This window comes from Kitasatospora paranensis, assembly GCF_039544005.1.
Lineage (GTDB): Bacteria > Actinomycetota > Actinomycetes > Streptomycetales > Streptomycetaceae > Kitasatospora > Kitasatospora paranensis.
Map to the genome: position 1 here is coordinate 1,114,605 of NZ_BAABKV010000001.1, position 16,421 is coordinate 1,131,025.

Below are 16,421 nucleotides of genomic sequence, written 5' to 3' on the forward strand. Positions count from 1 at the left end.
GCCGCCACCTCACCGAGCGCCGTGGGCCGGGTTGTCACAACCGTTCGGGGACGGGGTTTCCGACGGCCTCGACGGCACGGCGGACGGGGACCTTGACCAGCACGGCGAAGCCGATCACGAAGAACACCAGCAGGGAGATGATCGCGGAGCGGTAGCTGCCGGTGATCTGGTACGCGAGACCGAAGACCAGCGGGCCCATCCAACTGGTGCCGCGGTCGCTGACCTTGTAGACGCTGAAGTACTCGGCCTCCTTGCCGGCCGGGATGAGATGGGAGAACAGCGAGCGGGAGAGCGCCTGGCTGCCGCCGAGCACCAGGCCGATCATGCAGGCCAGGGCGAAGAACCAGGCGGGCCGGTGGGCGGGCATGAGGTAGCCGAGGGCGAGGGTGACCACCCAGCCGACCAGGGAGCCGAGGACGGTCCGCTTGGCGCCGTACCGGCGGGCGATCCGGCCCAGGAGCAGTGCGCCGCCGATCGCCACGATCTGGACGAGCAGCACCGCTGCGACCAACGAGGTCTGGTCCATGCCGAGTTCCTCGCTGCCGTAGAGCGAGGCTTGGGAGACGACGGTCTGGATGCCGTCGTTGTAGCAGAGGAAGGCACCCAGAAAGAGCAGGGTCAGCGGGTACTCGCGCATGCCGCGCAGCGTGCGGGCGAGTTCGCGCAGGCTGCCGGCGGCGGGCCGGCCGGGCACCGCCGCGGCACGGTCCGGGGCCACGCCGGCCCGGGACGGCAGCCGCAGCATCGGGGCGATCGTGAAGAGCGCCCACCACAGGCCGGCCGAGGCCAGGCAGATCCGCACCGCGGTGCCCGAGGACAGGCCGAGCGCGTCGTGGCCCTCGAACAGTGCCAGGTTGGCGATCAGCAGCAGTCCGCCGCCCGCGTAACCGTAGGCCCACCCCTTGGAGGAGACCGCGTCACGCTCGTCGGGGGCGGCCAGGCCCGGAAGGTAGGCGTAGGAGAGTGCGACCGACACCGCGTAGGCGATGTTGGCGACCACCAGCAGTGCCCCGCCGAGCAGGTAGCGGTCGCCGCCGAGGAAGAACATCCCCATGGTGGCGAAGGCGCCGACATAGGCGAAGCCGCACATCAGCTCCTTGTGCCGCCCGGTGCGGTCCGCGACCGTGCCGGTCAGCAGCATCACGGCGACCGACACCAGCACGGAGAAGGAGACCGTGTACGGGAAGAACGATCCCGCGGGGATCGCGAGGCCGAGCGGGTGCACGTCGCCGGAGGCGTCGGCGGCGTTCCGTGCGACGGAGGTCAGGTACGGCCCGAGGAAGACCGTCAGGACGGTGGCCGAGAAGGCGGCGTTGGCCCAGTCGTTGACGTACCAGCCGAACTGCATCCGGCGCAGAGCGCGGCCGTCGGCCGCAGTGGCCAGGTCGTCCGGCACGTGATCCGGCAGGTGGGCCGCGGTGTTCATGGGGCTCCCATCGCAGTAACGGAGTTGGTGCCGCCGTCGCTCCAGCACCCGCGCTCGGCGAGAACGTCCCGCAGGACGTCTATGCGATCGGCCATGATGCCATCCACGCCGAGGTCGAGGAGAGCCCTGATCCGTGCGGGATCGTCCACCGTCCAGACGTGCACCTGCAGACCGAGGCGGTGGGCGGCGCGGACGAAGGCCCGGTCGACGACCCGCACGCCCCGGTGCCGTTCCGGCACCTGCGCGCACACCCCGGCGAACGCCGCCCTGCGCCCGCTCAGCACCGGCCCGGCCAACGAGAGCAGCCGCAGTCGGGCCACCTCGCGCGGGCCGAGCGAGGTGGCGAGGCGGGAGCCGGCGCCGGCACGGACTGCGGCGAGGCGGCTGTCCGAGAAACCGCCGACGCAGACCCGGTCCCAGGCGTTGGTCCGGCGGATCGCCTCGACGAGCGGCCCGACGGCCGGCGCCGCCTTGACGTCGACGTTGAAGCGGGCACCGGGGAACGCGTCGAGCAGGTCCTCCAGCAGCGGTACGGGCTCGGTGCCACCGATCCGGGCCCGGCCGACGGTCTCCCAGGTCAGGTCGGCCACGGCCCCGGTCCGGTCGGTGACCCGGTCGAGGCGGGAGTCGTGGAATGCCACGAGCACACCGTCACGCGTGGCGTGCACGTCCGTCTCCAGGTAGCGGTACCCCAGGGCGACGGCAGCCGCGAAGGCGGCGAACGAGTTCTCGGGATGGCCGAGGTCACCGCCCCGGTGCGCGAAGGCGAGCGGCCCGGGTTGGTCGAGGAAGGGGTGCATGTCGTCCTCCGCGTCGCAGGGCGTGGTACCGGACGGGCCTGCGGGGCCGGTCGGTGCTGCCCACTCCGACGGCGTCTCGGACTGCGCACGTTACAGCATGACGCATTGTGTCAAGCAGTAACGTGCGGAGGCCGAGCCGGGATCGGGAGCGGACCTTGTCGACCGGCGTCAGGAGGCCGGCGCCGCACCGCGCTTGCTCCTCGGGGAACGGGGGCCGCTCACTTCGGGGGTGGGCTGTCCCAGCTGTAGAGGTCTGGCATGTTGTGCCGTCCGCCGGAGTTCTGGTTCTTGATCTGCGCGTCGGCCGTGTAGGACGTCCCGTCGTCGAAGACCACCGAACAGCGCAGGTGGGCGGTGTCACCGCGCGTCGTGCCGTGGACGTGCGGGGTGCAGGACACCGAGGTGACCGGTCGGCGGTCCACATCGGTCAGGTGCGACTTCATCGCGTTCTGCAGGTCGACGTAGGCGTCCGTGTTCGGCCCGCACCCGGCCGCACCCCCGCGACGACGGCCGTCAGCACGAGGAGCCCCGCTCCTCGCCGGAACACGCCCGCACCACACAGCCCACGAAGTCGGGCCATCCTCATCGGCAGGACTCCTGATCGGTCGGTCGAATGATCGGTCGGTCGAAGAGCCCCGAGCGTAGCGGGGACGTCAACCGGCCTTCGCCGCAGCCGAGGGGCTCGGCCCCTCTCCGCCGTGCGGCATCGTCCTTCCCCCTGCCGACCCTCATGCGCGGCCCGCTCGCGGCCATCCGGGCCGACGGCAATGATGGGTGGATGCGACGGGATCTCGTTGTGGTGGGCGCGCCGAGCAGCGCAGGCAGCTACGCACCCGGCCAGGAGGCGGCGCCGGGCGTGCTGCGTGAGCTGGGCCTGATCGATCGCCTGCGGGCGGCGGGCCGCCGGGTCCGGGACGCCGGGGACGGGCCGCTGCACGTGTGGGCGCCGGACCCGCAGCACCCGCGGGCCCAGAACCTCGATGCAGTGGTCCGATCCGTCCGGGCGGTCGCCGACCATGTCGCCGGGGCCCTGGAGGAGGACGCGGACGTCCTGGTCATCGGCGGCAACTGCACCGTCGCACTGGGCCTGATGTCAGCGCTCACGGCACACGAACCGGACGCCGGCCTGCTCTACCTCGACCGGCACTTCGATCTCAACACACCCGCGAGCACCCGCGAGGGCGCCTTCGACTGGATGGGGCTCGCCCACGGACTGGACCTGCCCGGGGCCGCGGAGCCGCTGACGGCCGCCTTCGGGCGCCGCCCGCTGCTCACCCCGGACCGGCTCCACCTCCTCGGCATCGACCCCGAGGCCGCCACCTCCTGGGAACGCGAGCAGGCAGAACGCCTGGGCCTGCGCTGGGGCTCGAACACCGACCTCGCCGAGGCGCCGGGCGCCGAGGTGACGCGGGCTCTCGGTACGCTCCCGCCCGGTCCCCTGGCCGTGCACCTCGACGTCGACGTCCTGGACTTCACCGACGCGCCGCTCGCCGAGAGCACGGACGGCCGCAACGTCGGCCCCACCCTCGACGCCGTGTCCGAGGCACTGGACACCGCCTGCCGGGACCCGCGCTTCCGAGCGCTCTCGATCGGCGAGCTCAACCCTTCCCGCGCCGCCGGATACCCCGCCGTCCTCGACCGGTTCCTCGCGAGCGTTCAGCACGCCCTGCGCGCGACCCCGTGAACCGCGGTCGTGAGCGCCGGCGGACCTACCGGCTCAGGCGTGTCCGCGTCCTCAGCGGTGCTCGGGGTTCTCGAAGTCGAAGCGGCAGCCGGCGTCCCACTCGGAGCGCTGGTTGCCGTGGGCGGGACGCCGCCGGCGTCCTTGAGCATCCGGGCGAGGTGGAGCAGGTTCCAGGTCATGAAGGTGGTGTTGCGGTTGGTGAACTCGTTCTCCGGGCCACCGGAGCCCGGGTCCAGGTAGGACGGGCCGGGGCCCGCCTCGCCGATCCAGCCCGCGTCGGCCTGCGGCGGGATCGTGTAGCCGAGGTGCTGCAGGCTGTAGAGGACGTTCATCGCGCAGTGCTTGATGCCGTCCTCGTTGCCGGTGATCAGGCAGCCGCCGACCCGGCCGTAGTAGGCGTACTGCCCACGCTCGTTGAGGATCGACGAGCAGGCGTAGAGGCGCTCGATCACGTGCTTGGTGACCGAGCCGTTGTCCCCCAGCCAGATCGGGCCGGCCACGACGAGGATGTCCGCCGCCATCACCTGGCTGTAGAGGACGGGCCACTCGTCGGTCTCCCAGCCGTGCTCGGTCATGTCGGGCCAGACGCCGGTGGCCAGGTCGTGGTCCACGGCCCGGACGACGTCCACGGCGACGCCCTGGCGCTCCATGATCGCGCGGCTGACGTCGATCAGTCCCTGGGTGTGGCTCCGCTCCGGCGACCGCTTGAGGGTGCAGTTCAGGAAGATCGCCCGGAGGTCGTCGTAGCGGGGGCCCGCGTCCTGGTTGCTCATGCCGGTCAGGACAGCACAGCCGACCGGCGCGGGCCAGCACCCTGCGCCGATCGGGTGGCTCCCGCGCGCCGCCTCTCCCTTCGATCTGCACCCGTTCCGACCTCGGGGAACATCGCGGGGCAGGCCCGCGTTGACGGCTGCGGAGCACCAGAAGCCTCTGCCGCCCCCGAAGGGACCCTCCGTTGAGCCTGTACGACATCCCCCTGCGCACCCTGTCCGGCGAGCCGACGTCGCTCGGCGACCACAAGGGCAAGGCCCTGCTGCTGGTCAATGTGGCCTCGAAGTGCGGCCTGACCCCGCAGTACGCCGGTCTGGAGCGCCTCCAGGAGCGCTACGCGGCCCGCGGCTTCACCGTGCTCGGCTTCCCCTGCAACCAGTTCATGGGCCAGGAGCCGGGTACGGCCGAGGAGATCCAGACCTTCTGTTCCACCACCTACGGCGTCTCCTTCCCGCTCTTCGAGAAGATCGACGTGAACGGTGACGACCGGCACCCGCTGTACCAGCGGCTGACCGAAACCGCCGATGCCGAGGGCACCGCGGGCGACGTGCAGTGGAACTTCGAGAAGTTCCTGGTCGCCCCCGACGGCTCCGTGGTGGGCCGCTTCCGTCCGCGCACCGAGCCGGAGGCCGACGAGATCGTCGCCGCCGTCGAGGCGCAACTGCCGGCCTGACCCGTCCGGCGCCGCTCCGGTGGCCACCGCACGCCGGCCGCACCCCCGGGGTGCGGCCGGCGTGCTGCGTGTCGGGCGTCAGCAGCCGTTCAGGACACTGCTGAGCTTCGACTTCTCGGCGCTGTCGACCGCGAGACCGTAGTAGTACTTCACCTGCACCCAGGCGCGGACGTAGGTGCACTGGTAGGAGGCCTGCGGCAGCCGGGTGGTCGGGTCCTGGTCGCCCTTGGAGCGGTTCGAGCTGGCGGAGACGGCCAGCAGCTGCGGACGGGTGACATCGTTGGCGAAGGCCTGGCGCTGGGCGGTCGTCCACGCCCACGCGCCCGAGCGCCACGCCTCGGCGAGCGGCACCAGGTGGTCGATGTCGAAGCTGGAGGCACTGGTGGTGGTGACGCCGTCGTACGGGGAGGACCAGTTGCCGCTGGTGGCGGTACAGGCGGAGTCGACGACGACGTTGGTGCCGTCCCGCTTGATGATCGTCTCGCGGGTGTTGCAGGTGCCCGAGATGGTGATCCAGGGCGGGAACAGGCTGCGGTCGTAGGTCGAGGTGTGGGAGTCGGCCGCGACGGTCAGCGAGGCCAGGTAGGTCTTGGCCGTCGCGGCGGAGACCGGGGTGGGCAGGGCGGCCTCGGCCGTACCGGCGCCGGTGAGCAGGGCGGTCGCAGCGATCGCGGTGGCGCCGAGGGTGGCGGCGGCACGGCGCAGCGGACGTATCCAGGGCATGCGTGACTCCAAGGGGTGCGGGAAGCGCGGGACCGCCCGGGCGGCATACGGCCCGGACGGTCAACCAGCATGGGGGCCGGGGAGTTTACGCGGGTAGACCCGGGAGGTTAATTCTTTGCGGGGCCCGCCCGCGGCTTGCGCACACCGGCGGCGCGGAGCGGCCACAGATCGCCGTCGCCGGTTCGCCGGGGACGGAGTTGAAGCACCGTCAGCGACGACGGAACGTCACCGGCCCAGGGTGTCGATGGCCTCGATCTGCCACCGTCCGCGGCCGGAGCCCTCTGCACCGGCCCGGGAAATCGTGTACGGGCGGTGCTGCGCCGGATGCCGCTCGTGGTCCATCTTCGTTGAACCACCGAGGAATTGACCGCACGCGGTCGCCCCCCCCCCGCGCGGGGTCGGGCCGCTCCGCGGCGAGCCCGCCGCCATCCGCGGCCCGAACTACCCAGTCTGCTCAAGGAGATGGCCACCGAGATCGTCGCCGCGATCCCCGAGTACCGGGAGCTGCTCGACGGCCCGAACGCCCGGCTGATCAGAATGGGCATCAAGCAGAACGTCGCCACCTTCGTCGACCTCGCCGCCCCGACCGCGACCACCGCCCTGCGCGACGACATGTACCGCCGCTTCGGCCGCTTCGAGGCCTACGAGGGCCGCAGCCTGGACATGCTGCAGGACGCATACCGGCCCGGCTGCCAGGTCGCCCTGCGCCGGGCCCGGCACCTGCTCGCGACCGAGACCGGCGTCGCCCCCGAGCGCTCGATCGCGCACTGCGACGACCATCTCGTGCGGCTCTGGCTCCTCGGCGACCCCACTCTCGTCCGCCGGATGACCAGCCGGTACCTCTCCGCGCCGGCCGGGATGACGCCGATCCAGCACCACCGGCTGACCGACACCCTGCGGGTCTGGCCCACCACCCGCGGCACGGCCGCGGAGATCGCCCGGATCCTCGGCGTGCACCCGTAGACCGTCCGCTACCGCATGCGACTGCTCGAACGCATCTTCGGTCCGCAACTCTCTTACCCGGAGAGCCGGTTCGCCACCGAGGTGGCGCTGCGCGCGCTGCACCTGGCCCGCTCCGAGCGCTCCCGGAAGGACGACGCCGCAGGTCCGTGATGTGCCGCCGCCGCCCGCCGGAGGCGGAAGGGACTGACGGAGCGTCAGTAAAAGGTCCCGATGCGGTGACAGGTGTGCAACTACCCCGACTCCCCCGCTCGTCACTCAGCCGTACTGCCTGCACACTGTCAGTACGGGCGGGCGCGGGGGCGCACCGCCACGACGGAGGGGTGGCCCGATGCAGGGGAGGCACAGACCGTCCACGGCCTGTTCGAGCGGCTGGCGGCGCTCGCGCCGGACGCACCGGCCGTGGTCTGTGGTGGAGTACGGCTCAGTTACGGGGAGTTGGACGCCCGGGCGAACCGGCTCGCGCGCCACCTGAACCGGCTCGGCCTGGGGCCGGGCAGGCTCGCCGCCATCGCACTCGGCCGCGACACCGAACTCGTCGTCGCCGTCCTCGCCGTGCTCAAGACGGGCGCCGCCTACCTGCCGGTCGAGCCCTCCGGACCTGATCTGACGGTCCGTCATGCCATGGCGGCGGCCCGGCCCTCGGTGATCGTCACCGAGGAGGCGCACCGGGTGCGGCTGGCCGACTGCGGCGAGCGGGCGGTGCTCTGTCTGGACACCGCCGCCGCGGAGACGGCCGCCGAGGACAGCGCTCCGCTCGACGTCGTGCTGCCCCCGGACGCCGCGGCCTGCCTCTTCACCACCTCCGGGTCGACCGGGCTGCCCAAGGCCACTCTGGTCGAACACCGCAACCTGCTGCACTCGCACCGCGGTTGGTGCGAGGTGTACGGGCTGACCGCAGCCGACCGGTTCCTCCAGACGGCCACCCTGGAGTTCGACGTGTTCACCGCCGACGTCGTCCGCGCGCTGTGCACCGGCGGCACCCTGGTGCTGGCCCGCCGCAACTTCACCCTCGACCGGACGGCCGAACTCTCCGAACTCCACCGGCTGGTGCTGGACGAGCGGATCACCGTCATGGAGACCAACGTGCACACCGCCAGGCGGCTGCTCGACCATCTGCAGCCCCGCGGCCTGGAGCTCGGCGGCCTGCGGCTGCTCACGGTGGGCGCCGAGAAGTGGTACCTCGACGAACACCTGCGCCTGCAGGGCTACCTCGGCCCCGGTGTCCGGGTGATCAACGTCTACGGGGTCGCCGAAGCCGCCGTCGACAGCACCTACTTCGACCCGGCCACGCTGGGGGACGTCCCCGAGCACCCGGAGCGGATCTCGCTGATCGGCGTCCCGTTCCCCGGGAACCGGGTCCACCTGCTGGATGCGGCCGGCCGGCCCGTCCCGGACGGCGTGCCGGGCGAGATCTGCCTGGCCGGCCCGGGAGTCGGGCCCGGATACCCCGCGCTGCCCGACCTGACGGCGGCCCGCTTCACCCCCACCGACCTCGACCCGGACGGCCGCCTCTACCGGACGGGCGACCTCGGTCGCCTGCGCCCCGACGGCGTCCTGGAGTACATCGGCCGGGCGGGGAGCGCCGGCGCGCCCGGGACACAGGCGGGCGAGGGCGACACCGAGTCGGCCGAGGTGACCGCGGCCCGCGTCGAGGCGGTGCTGCGCGGTCACCCCGAGGTCCGCGAGTGCGCGGTCAACGCCGTCACCGCACCGCCCGACGGACGGCGCGGCGGACGGCGCGGCGGACGGCACCGCGCACCCGTCGCCCACCTGGTCGCCTATCTGGTCGGCGCCGACGGCGCCGCCCCGAGGCCGCGGCCGTCCGCGCCTACCTCGCGGAACGGCTGCCCGAGCCGCTGCTCCCGGACGCGGTCGTCCCGCTGCCGTCGCTCCCCCGCACCCGGGCCGGCAAGGTCGACCGCGGTGCACTGCCGCTGCCGGCCCCGCGTGACGCGGCGGACGGGCCGCCCCGGCCCGGCAAGACGGCCCCGCCCTCCGGAAAGGGCGGCGGCGGACGGGCCGCCGGAGCCACGCAGGGTGCCGGCGGCTGCGTCTGGGTCGCGGTCACCCTGCTGGTCACCGTGCTGGCGAGCGCTTTCACCGACACCCTCTGGCCCGGCTCCACCGACCTCGGCCCGGTGCCGGAGCCGTGGGCGTCGATGTTCGAGGGGCTCTACCTGATCGAGGTGGTGGCGTTCGGCTTCGGCGTGACGTTCCTGGTCCTGGGCGGCCCGCTGATGGCCCGCCAGGGCCGCGGGCCGGTGGTCACCGGGCTCGCCCGGGTCGCCGTCGCCTGGCTGCTGGCGGCCTGGTGGCCGCAGGACAACGCCTACCGGGTGTCCCGGCCGCACGACTGGCCCGCGCAGGCCGGGCTGGTCTACGGCTACAACGTCACCCTGATCGTGGCGGCGCTGGTGGTGCTGGTGTTCCTGGCCCGCCGACCGGTGCGGGCCACCGGCCCCGACGGCCCCGCGGCCAAGGCCGGCCGGCCGGGAGCGGCAGCAGCGAAGCGCTGAACCGGGGCGGGCCGTCGTGGCCCGGCCGGTCCGCGATGCCGGGATCCGGGAGGGCGGCGAACGCGTCGGCCAGCCCGGCGTTCGCAGCGTGCACCACCGCCTCGGCGGCGTCCAGGGCGTCGCCGTCCCGGGCGGCGAGCGCGATGCCCGCGGTGGGGAACCCGTCGTCGCCGGCGGTCGGGATGGTCGGCAGCAGCCGGGTGCCGAACCGGGCGCAGCGCTCGGCGAGTTCGCGCAGGTGTCCGAGCAGGGCCTGCTGCGGGAGCCGGGCGCCGAGCGGCATCCGGTCCAAGGTCCGGACGAGGTGGCCCGGCCCGTGCACGGCGTCCAGCCGGGCCTGCAGCATGAACGCCACGGCAGGGCCGGTCAGCCGGAGGTTGGCCTCGGTCGGGGCGAGCCGGCCGGCCGGGTCGGTGACGAAGTCCACGTCGTACCAGCCGCGGTGGCCCGCCGCGGCCAGCTCGGCGCCGACCGCGAGGCCGAACGCCTCGGCGGTGGCGGCCGTCCCGGCCGGCACGGGGCCGCCCGGGCCGGCCGCGGGCCCCACCGTGGCACCCCGGTAGGCGGTGCCGTCCACGTGCATCAGGGCGGTGCCGACCGGATGGACGCTGCCGTCCTCGGCGACGACCGCGTCGAAGGTGAGGTTGCGCAGCCGGCCCCGCCCCGGCACGTACTCCTCGATCAGCGGGGCGCCGTCGGGCAGCAGGCCGGCGGCGGTCAGGCCGCGCAGCAGGGCACGGGCGCCGCCGGCCGCCGCGACCTCCCACGGGGTGACGACGACCGTCCCGTACCCGCCGACGCCGTGGTGGGCCTTCAGGACGGTGGTCTCTCCGCGGCGGGCCCGGGCGGCGAGCAGGCGGGCGGCCCGGCGGGGGCCGTCGGCGGCCTCCTGCCGGGGCACCCGGATGCCGGGGTGGGCGGGGGCGAGCCGGGTGAAGAGCCGGTGCGAGGCGGCCTTGGACTCGTAGCGCCGGACGGCGTCCAGGCCGGGCCCGGCGGTGCAGCCCCACGGCCGGACGGGCAGGGCGAGCTCGGTCAGGCGGTCGCGCAGGGCGGGGCGGGCGGCGAGCGCCGCGCGGACGGTTCCGGTGGGGCCGGCGAGACCGGTGTGCAGTTCGACGGCGCCCCAGGCCAGGTCCTCGGCGAGCCAGCCACTCCAGTCGCCGTCCGGCTGGTCGGGGAGGAGCAGGGCGGCCGGGTGCGGGGTGTAGAACGCCGCGAGGCAGGAGTAGTGGTGGGCCTGCTGCCGGGCGGCGGGGGCTGCGGGACGAACTGGGCGTTGAAGTCCGCCACGTCGCCGATGTGGACGGCGCGGCGGCCGCCCGTCCACGCCTCCTGCCAGGCGGTTCGGTTCACCCGCCGAGCGTACGGCGTGCCGGCGGGCGGCCGGGCGGGATCCGGCGGATCGGCACACGGGCGGCCGGCGCCGCGGAGCGGACCCCGGCGCCGGACCGATGAGGGGTGCGGAGGTGTCAGGCCTCGCCCGGGTGCCAGCTGGGCCACTCCCACGGGCGGTCCGCCCACTGGACGAGCTGGGGATCGTGCGGGTCGAGGTCGGGGAAGAGGTGCTTGATCTCCGGTTCGAACTCCTCCGGGGCGAGCGGCTTCCAGCCGCCTCCCTTGAAGTGGACGAGGCGGTAACGGCTGTCGGTACGGAACTCGGCGACCTCGACCATGGGCTCGGTCGTGCTGCTGTTGCTGTTCATGCCCCCAGCATCGTCCGCACCGGGAGCCTGCGCACGCGCACCACGCCCACCCGGCGGGCGGGAGAAACGGTTCGGCGCAACGCGGCGCCGGTCAGCCGCCGCCGGGCGCCGACACGCGGTACGACCAGCGGCCGAGCCCGTTCCGCGGCGGCCCGCCCGCTCGTTGGGCAGGACGCACCACACGCACGGGAGGTCGGGCATGGACGAACGGTGGGAGCCGCCGTGGCGGTACGAATGGGAGCAGCCGACCGGCGAGGCGGTGCCACCGCCGGCCGCACCGGCTCCGGCGCCCCGGCCCCGCCGGGCGGCCGGGACGACGGCGGCCGCGCTGGGCGGGGTCCTGATGGTGCTCGCCGCGGCACTGGTCACCTGCGGGCCGTCCGGTGGTGACGACGGGGCGCTGACGGCCGTCGCCTCCCCGACCCCGACGGAGCGGCTCCGCCCGGCCCACCCGTCCCCCGGTGCGGCGTCCGGCAGCGCGGCGCCGCCCGTGGCGTCGGCGGGCACGCCGGGCCCGGACGCGGCGGCCGTTCCGGACGCGTCCCCGTCGGACGGCTCGGACCCGGCCGACGCCGACGGGCCGGCCACGGCGCCATCCCGGCGCCCCGTGCGGCCGGCCCCGGTCCGGACGGCGCGCGGTTCGGGCTCCGGTCACGGCACCCGCCCGGTGACCGTCCCGCCGCTGACCGGACTCAAGGTGTGCGCGGCGGCGGAGCGGCAGGGGCAGTGGCTGCCCGGTTCGGCGCAGGCCCGGGCCTGCCGGAGCCTGTACGGCGGCTGAGGCGATCGCGCTGCGGGCGGAGCGGGGAAGGGCCGGGCCGCGCCCGCTACGGGCGGCCGGCCGCTTCCCGGGCCCGGCGCGCCGACAGCAGGGCGTAGAGGAGCAGGGCCGTGCCGGCCCCGGCGATGGAGCCGAACGCCGAGGTCGGCACCAGATCCAGCAGGGTCTCGCCGGGCTGCTGCAGGCGGGCGACCCGGTAGCCGGCGCCGGCCACCGCGGCCAGCCCGGTCGCGAGCAGCACGAGCCGGCGGCGGCCCGCCTCCAGCCTCATGGCGCACGGGCGGCCGCCGGCCGCCGCCGCCCTGCGCAGCTCCCGCAGCAGGTAGCGGGCCAGCAGCACCAGTGCGACGGCCGACGACCCGTACTGGAGCGCCGCGTAGAGCGGCCGCCCGAGGACGGACACGGTCTGCAGCGCCGGGATCAGCCGGCTGCCGAACCGGCCGGGGTGGGTGAAGCCGTCCCAGCCGACGTGGGTGGCGGCCCCGATCGCCGCGGAGAGCGCGAACCAGCCTGCCTCCGACGGCCGTGGCCGCAGCGGGCGGTCGGCCCGAGGCGCCGTCAGGAGCTCGGCGGCGCGTGCCCAGCGGACGGGCAGCAGCGCCACCAGCGGGGCCCTCAGCAGCAGATGCCACACGGCCACCAGCGCGGCCGTGATCACGATGTCGACGGTGAGCACGCCCCACCAGGCGTGGGTGGCGTCGCCGAGGGCGAACTCCCCGCGAAGTACGGCAGGTCGGGCGCCATCGCGCCGCAGACCAGCGCCGAGGCCACCAGCGGCCCGCGGGCCCGGCCCCGGTCCAAGAAGGGCAGGACGGCCAAGGGGTGACTGAACGTGAAGGGCATCGAGCCACTCTACGGGCGGCGGGCGGCACCGGCCGCGGCGGGCCCGGCGCCCGCGGGGGGCACCGCGGCGCCGCCGCCCGGCCACCGTCACGGGGCCACTCGCTCCGTCACGCGCTCGCCCGGCGCGAGGCGCTCCGGCCGGTGGCGGAGGACCGTCCCGGTGACGACGTCGAGCGTGGCGGCGGCGATCAGGCAGGTCACGGGCTGCGGGCCGCCCGCGTCGGCCTCGAAGGCGACCAGGACGGGAGGGGTCCCGCCGAGCCGGCGTGCGACCGCCGCGGCCTCCTCGGGGGTCGGTGCGCGGAACACCGGGTCCTGGAAGGCCGTCGGACAGGCCACGTACGCCGGGTCGGCGAAGACGAGCTCCAGACCGTGGTGGTAGCAGAGGTCGTACCCGGCGGCGAGCCGGAAGGCGACGGCGTCCCAACCGATCACCTCCCAGTCCCACCACGACCCGTCCGGGAGGCGGAGGACGCCGGCGTCCCGCGGTTCACCGGCCGGGGGCGGGCGGTTCACCGGGCGGCGGCACGGCCGAGGGCGGCGGCGTCGGGCCAGGCGAAGCGGTACTTCTCGGCGGTGCCGTGCAGCCGCTCCGGCCGCCCGCCGGGGGTGACACCGGGGCGGTCCCCACGTTGCGGCCGCCGAGCGCCGCGTAGAAGCCCTGGGCGGAGGTGTTGCGCGCGTGCACCCACAGATACAGGGGTGCGCCCGGGGCGCGTGCGGCGACGGCCTGCGCGGCGCGGGTCAGCAGGGCCTCGCCGATCCCCCGGCGCCGGCGTTCGTGGGCCACGTGCAGGTTGTCGACCAGACTGCCCCAGTGCGGGTCGTCGCCGAAGACCACGTGCACGAAGCCGACGGGCCCGGCGCCGTCCTCGGCCAGGACGGTCAGGCTGTCGCCGGGCGCTGCCAGCCGCGCCGACCACACGGCCTCCCGGTCGGCGGCGAGGTCGCCGTCGAGGTAGGAGTCGGCGTAGACGCCGCGGTAGTTGCGGCGCCAGCTGTCCGCGTGCAGCAGCGCCACCGCCCCGGCATCGTCCGGACCGCCCGTACGGAACCGCGGCAACGCCATCCGAACCGACCCCTTCACCGTGGGCCGCGGCTGCACGGCGGCCCGGAACACCCGCTCCGACCGGACCCTAGGCGCGGCCCGCCCGCACCGTCCACCGGGTTTCGCCCGGGGCCGGGCCGGCCACCCGCGGACGCGGCGCACCCACCCCTGCCCGCGGTTGCGCGGCTCGCGTACCGTTGGCGCGGGAACGGCGCGGCTGGGCGTCCGTCCGGACTGAGGAGGCGGGCGTGGCCAAGCCGGTGGCGTCGAAGCGGGTGCGCGGGCTGGACCGGGCCGCGGTGGGCCGTTCCGCGTGGGGCCTGTACCGGGAGATCCGGCGGCCGGGGTCGCCCGGCATGGGGGCCCGGCTGTTCGCGCTGCCCCGGCTGCTCCGGGACGTCCTGATCCGCCGCTACCCGGGTGTGGGGCCGGGCAAGCTGGCCGCGCTCGCGGTGCTGGTGCTCGTCTACCTGGTCAGCCCGGTGGACGCCATCCCCGACTTCATCCCCGTGCTCGGCTGGACGGACGACACGGCGGTGGTGGTCTGGTTCCTCACCGGGCTGACCCGCGAGTCCGGCCGCTACCTGGAGTGGGTGCGGCAGGAGACCGCCGCGGACTGACGCCGCGGCGCCGCCGGACCCGGGTCGGCGGCGCGGTGGCCGCGGCTCAGAACGCCTTGACCAGCCGTTCGAAGCGGAGGTCGTCGCGGAGCGGGATCCCGAACCGCTCGTCGCCGTACGGGAACGGCTCGAACTCGCCGGTGCGCCGGTAGCCGCGGCGCTCGTACCAGGCGATGAGGTCCTCGCGCTGGGCGATGACGGTCATCTCCATCCGGGACAGGCCCCACTGCTCGCGGGCGATCCGCTCCGCGCGGGCGAGCACGGCGCGGCCCAGGCCGCCGCCCTGGAGCTCCGGACGGACGGAGAACATGCCGAAGTAGGCACCGGCCGGCCGGCGCTGCACGTGGCAGCAGGCCAGCAGCTCGCCGCCGCGCTCGGCGACCAGGAGCACCGAGTCGGGGCGGGCGATCACCTCGGCGACGCCGTCGGCGTCGGTGCGCTGCCCGGCCAGCAGATGGGCCTCGGTCGTCCAGCCGGCCCGGCTCGCCTCACCGCGGTAGGCGGACTCGACCAGGGCGACCAGCGCGGGCACGTCATCGGCTCCGGCGGTGCGGAAGGTCGGCTCTGCGCCGGGGGCGGTCTCGGCTGCGAACACGTTCGGTCCTCCGGTGTGGTCTGCGGCGGGGGCGCCGCCATGGTGCCACAGAAGACCCCGTCGAGGTCGAGCCCGCACGGACCGGGCCGGTGGCCGGGCGGGGGGCGCCGCGCCCCGGGGCCTGGCCGGGACGGGCCGACCGACGGGTCACAATGATCACATGAGGTGGATCTACAGCCTGGCCGGCGTGGCACTCCTGGCCACGACGGTGGCGAGCATCCTGCGGACGCTGGTCGTGCCGCGCGGCCTGTACTCGGCGCTCGTCGACCGGCTCTGGCGGGTGCTGCGGACGGTGCTGCGCAGGGCGGCGATGCCCTTCGGCGGGTACGGCGCGCAGGACAGGGTGCAGACCTGGCTGGCGCCGCTGATACTGATCGGCATGCTCGGCACCTGGCTGAGCGGCATGCTGCTGGCGTACACGCTGCTGCTGCAGGGCACCTCGGAGCTGGCCTGGTCGGTGTCGTTCCGGGAGGCGGGCTCCAGCCTGTTCACGCTCGGCTTCGCCAGCGGGGACCGCCTGCACCTGTCGGCTCTGGACTTCCTGGCCGCGGCGACCGGCCCGCTGATCATCGCGCTGCTGATCGGCTACCTGCCGACGCTCTACGGCGCCTACAACCGGCGCGAGGTCGAGGTCACCCTGCTCCAGTCGCGGGCCGGCGAGCCCGCCTGGGGGCCGGAGCTGCTCGCCCGGCAGTCGCTGGTGTCCACCGAGACCGCCCTGCCGGAGCTGTACCGGGACTGGGAGCGGCTGGCCGCGGACCTCGGCGAGGGCCACTCCAACTATCCGGTGCTGCTGTCGTTCCGCTCACCGCAGCCGCACCGCAGCTGGGTGGTCGGTCTGCTCGCGGTGATGGACGCCGCCGCCATACAGCTGTCGCTGAGCCCGCGGTCGGCCCCGCCGGAGGCCCGGCTGGTGCTCCGGGCCGGATTCACCGCGCTGCGCGACATCGCCCGGACCCTGCGCGTGCCCTTCGATCCGGACCCGGACCCGGAGGACATGATCCGGCTGACCTTCGACGAGTTCGACGCCGCCGTGGCGATGGTGACGGCCGCCGGATTCCAGCGCGAGCGGACGGTCGACGAGGCCTGGCCGCATTTCCGCGGCTGGCGGATCAACTACGAGGCGATCGGTTACGAGCTGGCCCGGCGCAGCGACGCGGTGCCCTCGCTGTGGACGGGCCCGCGGGACTTCCCGGCCACACCGATCCCGCCGCGCCGCCCGCAGGACCGGCGCCCGAAGAGCTGAGCGCGGGGCGGCTCGGCGCGGGCGGG

At 74.8% G+C, this 16,421-nt stretch carries 17 protein-coding genes and 2 pseudogenes; 8 read left to right on the forward strand and 11 right to left on the reverse strand.

The features are described 5' to 3' along the window. Positions 1-34: 34 nt before the first annotated feature. The 3 genes from ABEB13_RS05660 to ABEB13_RS05670 form a co-directional block, all read right to left on the reverse strand. Positions 35-1,426, reverse strand: a complete 1,392-nt coding sequence (locus tag ABEB13_RS05660; protein WP_345704554.1) for an MFS transporter — start codon at positions 1,424-1,426, stop codon at positions 35-37. Beyond that, complete coding sequence (locus ABEB13_RS05665) at positions 1,423-2,226, reverse strand: glycerophosphodiester phosphodiesterase family protein (protein ID WP_345704555.1); 804 nt, start codon at positions 2,224-2,226, stop codon at positions 1,423-1,425. Before ABEB13_RS05665 ends, ABEB13_RS05660 begins: the two co-directional genes overlap by 4 nt. Positions 2,227-2,444: 218 nt before the next feature. After that, positions 2,445-2,669 (reverse strand): hypothetical protein, encoded by a 225-nt coding sequence (locus tag ABEB13_RS05670; protein ID WP_345704556.1) that lies wholly within the window; start codon positions 2,667-2,669, stop codon positions 2,445-2,447. 335 nt (positions 2,670-3,004) lie between these two features. Between ABEB13_RS05670 and ABEB13_RS05675 the strand changes: the two genes are divergently transcribed. Beyond that, positions 3,005-3,910 (forward strand): arginase family protein, encoded by a 906-nt coding sequence (locus tag ABEB13_RS05675; protein WP_345704557.1) that lies wholly within the window; start codon positions 3,005-3,007, stop codon positions 3,908-3,910. A 51-nt stretch (positions 3,911-3,961) separates the two neighbouring features. Here the strand turns inward: ABEB13_RS05675 and ABEB13_RS05680 are convergent. After that, positions 3,962-4,683 (reverse strand): annotated as a pseudogene (locus tag ABEB13_RS05680) (flavodoxin family protein). A 182-nt stretch (positions 4,684-4,865) separates the two neighbouring features. Between ABEB13_RS05680 and ABEB13_RS05685 the strand changes: the two are divergent. Continuing rightward, the gene (locus tag ABEB13_RS05685; protein ID WP_345704558.1) at positions 4,866-5,354 is read left to right on the forward strand and encodes a glutathione peroxidase; all 489 of its coding nucleotides are present in this window, start codon (positions 4,866-4,868) and stop codon (positions 5,352-5,354) included. A 78-nt stretch (positions 5,355-5,432) separates the two neighbouring features. Here the strand turns inward: ABEB13_RS05685 and ABEB13_RS05690 are convergent, their stop codons facing one another. Continuing rightward, positions 5,433-6,077, reverse strand: coding sequence for an HNH endonuclease family protein (locus tag ABEB13_RS05690; RefSeq protein ID WP_345704559.1), 645 nt, complete (start codon positions 6,075-6,077; stop codon positions 5,433-5,435). A gap of 462 nt (positions 6,078-6,539) precedes the next feature. Between ABEB13_RS05690 and ABEB13_RS05695 the strand changes: the two genes are divergently transcribed. The 3 genes from ABEB13_RS05695 to ABEB13_RS05700 all read left to right on the forward strand — a co-directional run bounded on the left by ABEB13_RS05695 (position 6,540) and on the right by ABEB13_RS05700 (position 9,221). Next, positions 6,540-7,040, forward strand: a complete 501-nt coding sequence (locus tag ABEB13_RS05695; RefSeq protein ID WP_380230605.1) for a PucR-like N-terminal domain-containing protein — start codon at positions 6,540-6,542, stop codon at positions 7,038-7,040. A 15-nt stretch (positions 7,041-7,055) separates the two neighbouring features. Beyond that, entirely contained in the window at positions 7,056-7,190 is a 135-nt protein-coding gene (locus ABEB13_RS41090; RefSeq protein WP_380230604.1) for a hypothetical protein, read from the forward strand. Positions 7,191-7,262: 72 nt separating this feature from the next. Beyond that, a complete protein-coding gene (locus ABEB13_RS05700; RefSeq protein WP_345704560.1) occupies positions 7,263-9,221 on the forward strand; it encodes an AMP-binding protein in 1,959 nt (652 codons plus the stop codon). Positions 9,222-9,431: 210 nt separating this feature from the next. On the opposite strand, the gene ABEB13_RS05705 is transcribed toward ABEB13_RS05700, so the two are convergent. Next, positions 9,432-10,886, reverse strand: coding sequence for a hypothetical protein (locus tag ABEB13_RS05705; protein WP_345704561.1), 1,455 nt, complete (start codon positions 10,884-10,886; stop codon positions 9,432-9,434). Positions 10,887-11,028: 142 nt separating this feature from the next. Beyond that, positions 11,029-11,262, reverse strand: a complete 234-nt coding sequence (locus tag ABEB13_RS05710; protein ID WP_100891861.1) for a hypothetical protein — start codon at positions 11,260-11,262, stop codon at positions 11,029-11,031. Positions 11,263-11,461: 199 nt separating this feature from the next. Here ABEB13_RS05710 and ABEB13_RS05715 point away from each other — a divergent pair, with 199 nt between their 5' ends. Further along, positions 11,462-12,043 carry a hypothetical protein gene (locus ABEB13_RS05715; RefSeq protein WP_345704562.1) on the forward strand — a complete coding sequence of 194 codons (582 nt, stop codon included), beginning with the start codon at positions 11,462-11,464 and terminating at the stop codon, positions 12,041-12,043. 46 nt (positions 12,044-12,089) lie between these two features. Here the strand turns inward: ABEB13_RS05715 and ABEB13_RS05720 are convergent. The 3 genes and pseudogenes from ABEB13_RS05720 to ABEB13_RS05735 form a co-directional block, all read right to left on the reverse strand. Then, positions 12,090-12,886: pseudogene (locus ABEB13_RS05720) on the reverse strand (DUF4184 family protein). Between the two features lie 87 nt (positions 12,887-12,973). Continuing rightward, positions 12,974-13,321 (reverse strand): hypothetical protein, encoded by a 348-nt coding sequence (locus ABEB13_RS05730; protein WP_345704565.1) that lies wholly within the window; start codon positions 13,319-13,321, stop codon positions 12,974-12,976. Positions 13,322-13,376: 55 nt separating this feature from the next. Beyond that, entirely contained in the window at positions 13,377-13,955 is a 579-nt protein-coding gene (locus ABEB13_RS05735; RefSeq protein WP_345704566.1) for a GNAT family N-acetyltransferase, read from the reverse strand. Between the two features lie 227 nt (positions 13,956-14,182). Between ABEB13_RS05735 and ABEB13_RS05740 the strand changes: the two genes are divergently transcribed. Then, the gene (locus tag ABEB13_RS05740) at positions 14,183-14,554 is read left to right on the forward strand and encodes a YkvA family protein (RefSeq protein WP_345704567.1); all 372 of its coding nucleotides are present in this window, start codon (positions 14,183-14,185) and stop codon (positions 14,552-14,554) included. 46 nt (positions 14,555-14,600) lie between these two features. Here ABEB13_RS05740 and ABEB13_RS05745 read toward each other — a convergent pair whose 3' ends face one another. Further along, positions 14,601-15,149, reverse strand: coding sequence for a GNAT family N-acetyltransferase (locus tag ABEB13_RS05745; RefSeq protein ID WP_345704568.1), 549 nt, complete (start codon positions 15,147-15,149; stop codon positions 14,601-14,603). Positions 15,150-15,309: 160 nt separating this feature from the next. Here ABEB13_RS05745 and ABEB13_RS05750 point away from each other — a divergent pair, with 160 nt between their 5' ends. Further along, positions 15,310-16,395: a hypothetical protein gene (locus ABEB13_RS05750; protein ID WP_345704569.1), complete on the forward strand. Its 1,086-nt coding sequence runs from the start codon at positions 15,310-15,312 to the stop codon at positions 16,393-16,395. Positions 16,396-16,421 lie beyond the last annotated feature (26 nt).